Annotated in this window: 4 protein-coding genes and 1 rRNA gene; 4 read left to right on the forward strand and 1 reads right to left on the reverse strand. The window is 73.5% G+C overall.

Features of this window, described 5'->3' with window-relative positions; genetic code table 11:
- From CCN44_RS38865 to CCN44_RS38880, 4 genes are all read left to right on the forward strand, one after another.
- The coding region (locus CCN44_RS38865; protein ID WP_143650333.1) for a DUF4129 domain-containing protein at nt 1-396 on the forward strand (396 nt) is incomplete at its 5' end.
- Nucleotides 393-1,589, forward strand: a complete 1,197-nt coding sequence (locus CCN44_RS38870) for a DUF4350 domain-containing protein (protein WP_086703686.1) — start codon at nt 393-395, stop codon at nt 1,587-1,589. The genes CCN44_RS38865 and CCN44_RS38870, both read left to right, overlap by 4 nt.
- On the forward strand, nt 1,589-2,578 hold the full coding sequence (locus tag CCN44_RS38875) for an AAA family ATPase (protein ID WP_086703690.1): 990 nt from the start codon (nt 1,589-1,591) through the stop codon (nt 2,576-2,578). The genes CCN44_RS38870 and CCN44_RS38875 overlap by 1 nt, the downstream gene beginning before the upstream one ends.
- Nucleotides 2,578-3,888 carry a DUF58 domain-containing protein gene (locus tag CCN44_RS38880; RefSeq protein WP_059249863.1) on the forward strand — a complete coding sequence of 437 codons (1,311 nt, stop codon included), beginning with the start codon at nt 2,578-2,580 and terminating at the stop codon, nt 3,886-3,888. Before CCN44_RS38875 ends, CCN44_RS38880 begins: the two co-directional genes overlap by 1 nt.
- Before the next feature lie 98 nt (nt 3,889-3,986).
- On the opposite strand, the gene rrf is transcribed toward CCN44_RS38880, so the two are convergent.
- A 5S ribosomal RNA gene (gene rrf, locus CCN44_RS38885) occupies nt 3,987-4,103 on the reverse strand.
- Nucleotides 4,104-4,152 lie beyond the last annotated feature (49 nt).

Below are 4,152 nucleotides of genomic sequence, written 5' to 3' on the forward strand. Positions count from 1 at the left end.
GTGTTCGACGAGCGCCCCCGCAGCGCCGCCGAACACCGTGCGGCCAGCGAGGCACACGCGGCCCAGGGCCACTGGAACCAGGCCGTCCAGGAGCGCATGCGGGCCCTCGTCCGCTCCCTGGAGGAACGCGCCCTGCTCGACGTACGCCCCGGCCGCACCGCGGACGAGGCAGCCGCGGAGGCCGGCCGCGTCCTTCCCGCGCACGCGGAACGGCTGCGCGCCGCCGCCCGCGAGTTCGACGACGTCACATACGGCGGGCGCCGGGCCGACGAGCAGTCGTACCACCGGCTCGCCGACCTCGACCGCGACCTGGAACGCACCAGACCGACCCTCGCCCACAGCCCCGCCGGCGCCGCCGGCACGGCCCGCAGCAGCCGCCGGGGGGCAGCCGAGTGACCACCGAGGCCACGCCGACCACCACCTCCCTCGCGCCCACCGGCCGCCAGGTGTGGACCCGGGCACGGGGCATCGCGCTCGCCGTCGTCCTGCTCCTGGCCGCGGCCGTCGCCATGGCCGCCGTACGCTCCACCGCCCGGCACGGTGAGCTGGACCCGCGCTCCGCCGACCCCTACGGCAGCCGTGCCGTCGCCCACCTGCTGGCCGAGCGAGGCGTCTCCACGCGCGTGGTCACCACGTTCGATGCGGCCCGCGCCGCCGCCGGACCGGACACCACCCTGCTGGTCGCCGTGCCCGATCTGCTGACCCGCCGTCAACAGACCGAGCTGCACGCGGCGACGGCGCCCTCCGGCGGACGGACCGTCCTGGTCGCGGCCGGCAGCTGGTCCGTCGAACGGCTCGCCCCCGGTGTCACCGCGGACCCCGCCACCAGCAGCGCGGACGCGCTCGCCCCGCAGTGCGCCCTGCCCGAAGCCCGGCGCGCGGGCACCGCCGACACCGGCGGCATCCGCTACACCACCACCCACCTCGACGCCGACTCCTGCTACCCCAGCGAACGCCTCGCCACCCTGCTGCGCATCCCCGCGGCCTCGGGAGGCGGCGACACCGTCGTGCTCGGCGCGCCCGACATCCTCTACAACGACCGCCTCGACGAGCAGGGCAACGCCTCGCTCGCCCTTCAACTCCTCGGCTCCCGCCCCCATCTGGTCTGGTACCTCCCCTCGCTGTCCGACACCGCCGCCACCGAGACCGGCGAGCGCAAAGACTTCCTCGACCTGCTCCCCCCGGGATGGCTCTGGGCCACCCTGCAGCTCTTCATCGCGGCGGCCCTCGCCGCCTTCTGGCGGGCCCGCCGCTTCGGCCCCCTCGTGCCCGAGAGACTCCCCGTCGCGATCCGCGCCTCGGAGACCGCCGAAGGCCGCGCCCGCCTCTACCGCAAGGCCAACGCCCGCGACCGCGCCGCCGCCGCTCTGCGCGCCGCCACCCGCGCCCGCCTCGCCCCGCTCGTGGGTGTCCCCGTCTCTCAGGCGCACTCGCCCGAGGCCCTGCTCCCCGCCCTGTCCGCCCACCTCGCCGGCGACGGACAGACCCTGCACTCCCTCCTCTTCGGACCGCCGCCGGGCGACGACGCGGCCCTCATCGCACTCACCGACCAACTCGACGCCCTCGAAAGAGAGGTACGCCGTTCATGATGGACCCGACCACTGACAACGCCGGGCAGAGCGGGGATCCGGGCACCGCCCGGGCCTCCCTGGAAGCCCTGCGCGCCGAGATCGCCAAAGCCGTGGTCGGCCAGGACCCCGCCGTGACCGGCCTCGTCGTCGCTCTCCTCTGCCGGGGACACGTCCTGCTCGAAGGAGTCCCCGGCGTCGCCAAAACGCTGCTCGTCCGCGCCCTCGCGTCCGCGCTGGAACTCGACACCAAGCGCGTCCAGTTCACCCCGGACCTGATGCCGAGCGACGTCACCGGCTCCCTCGTCTACGACACCCGCACGGCCGAGTTCTCCTTCCAGCCCGGCCCGGTCTTCACCAACCTCCTCCTCGCGGACGAGATCAACCGCACCCCGCCCAAGACCCAGTCCTCCCTCCTGGAGGCCATGGAGGAACGCCAGGTCACGGTCGACGGCACCCCCCGCCCGCTCCCCGAACCCTTCCTCGTCGCCGCGACGCAGAACCCGGTCGAGTACGAGGGCACCTACCCCCTCCCCGAAGCCCAACTGGACCGGTTCCTCCTCAAACTGACGATCCCTCTGCCCTCCCGGCAGGACGAGATCGACGTCCTCACCCGGCACGCCTCGGGCTTCAACCCGCGCGACCTGCGCGCCGCCGGTGTACGCCCGGTCGCCGGCCCCGCGGACCTGGAGGCGGCCCGCTCCGCGGTCGCCAGGACGACCGTGTCCCCCGAGATCACCGCCTACGTCGTCGACATCTGCCGCGCCACCCGCGAGTCGCCCTCCCTCTCCCTCGGCGTCTCCCCGCGCGGCGCCACCGCCCTGCTCGCCACCTCGCGCGCCTGGGCCTGGCTGACGGGCCGCGACTACGTCATCCCCGACGACGTGAAGGCCCTCGCCCTGCCCACCCTGCGCCACCGCGTCCAGCTGCGACCCGAGGCGGAGATGGAGGGCGTGACCGCGGACTCGGTCATCAACGCCATCCTCGCCCACGTCCCGGTCCCCCGCTGATGGCACTCACCGGACGCGCCGCCCTCCTCGCGGCCCTCGGCTCGATCCCCGTCGGCGTCCTGGAACCGGGCTGGACGGGCATCCTCGCGGTCAACGGCCCGCTGGCGCTGGCCTGCGCCTGCGACTACGCGCTGGCCGCACCGGTACGCCGGCTGCTGCTGACCCGCTCCGGCGACACCTCGACCCGCCTCGGCGACACCGCCGACGTCACGCTCACGATCACGAACCCGTCCCGGCGCCCGCTCCGGGCCCGGGTGCGGGACGCGTGGCCGCCGAGCAGCTGGCAGCCGGGCACCGAGATCGAGTCCTCCCGGCACCGACTGACCGTGCCTCCGGGCGAACGCCGACGCGTGACGACCCGACTGCGCCCCACCCGCCGCGGCGACCGCCAGGCCGACCGCGTCACCATCCGCTCCTACGGCCCCCTCGGCCTGTTCTCCCGCCAGGGCTCCCACAAGGTGCCCTGGACAGTCCGAGTTCTGCCCCCCTTCACCAGCCGCAAGCATCTCCCGTCGAAACTCGCCCGATTGCGTGAACTCGACGGCCGCACGAGCGTGCTGACCCGCGGGGAGGGAACGGAGTTCGACAGCCTGCGCGAGTACGTCCCCGGTGACGACACCCGGTCGATCGACTGGCGGGCCACGGCCCGGCAGTCCGCCGTGGCCGTCCGCACCTGGCGCCCCGAACGGGACCGGCACATCCTCCTGGTCCTGGACACCGGCCGTACCTCGGCCGGGCGGGTGGGCGACGCTCCCCGCCTGGACGCCTCCATGGACGCGGCCCTGCTGCTCGCGGCCCTCGCCTCCCGCGCCGGCGACCGCGTGGCCCTGCTCGCCTATGACCGCCGGGTCCGCGCCCTGGTCCAGGGCCGCTCGGCAGGTGACGTGCTGCCTTCCCTGGTCAACGCGATGGCCGGGCTCGAACCGGAACTCGTCGAGACGGACGCCCGCGGCCTCACCGCCACCGCGCTCAGAACCGCGCCGCGGCGTTCCCTGATCGTTCTCCTCACCACGCTGGACGCGGCACCGGTCGAACAGGGCCTGCTTCCCGTCCTTCCACAGCTCACTCAGCGCCACACCGTTCTGGTCGCGTCGGTAGCCGATCCCCACATTGCCCGCATGGCGCGGGCCAGGGGCGACGCTGACGCCGTGTACGAGGCGGCAGCCGCGGCTCAGGCCCAGAGCGAGCGTCAGCGCACCGCGGAACAGCTCCGTCGGCACGGGGTGACGGTGGTGGACGCGACTCCGGAGGAGGTGGCGCCGGCGCTCGCGGATGCCTATCTGGCTCTCAAAGCGGCGGGCCGACTGTGATTCGACGGCGATTCGCCGCTGTCCCCTCGGGGACACTGACTGGTCCAGAACGCAGAAAACCCCCGCATCATTTCGATGCGGGGGTTTTCCCAATAATTGTTCGGCGGCGTCCTACTCTCCCACAGGGTCCCCCCTGCAGTACCATCGGCGCTGTGAGGCTTAGCTTCCGGGTTCGGAATGTAACCGGGCGTTTCCCTCACGCTATGACCACCGAAACACTATGAAACAATCAACCAGACCGCTTAAAAGCGGGGCTGTTCGTGG

The sequence above is a fragment of the Streptomyces tricolor genome, assembly GCF_002155905.1.
GTDB lineage: Bacteria > Actinomycetota > Actinomycetes > Streptomycetales > Streptomycetaceae > Streptomyces > Streptomyces tricolor.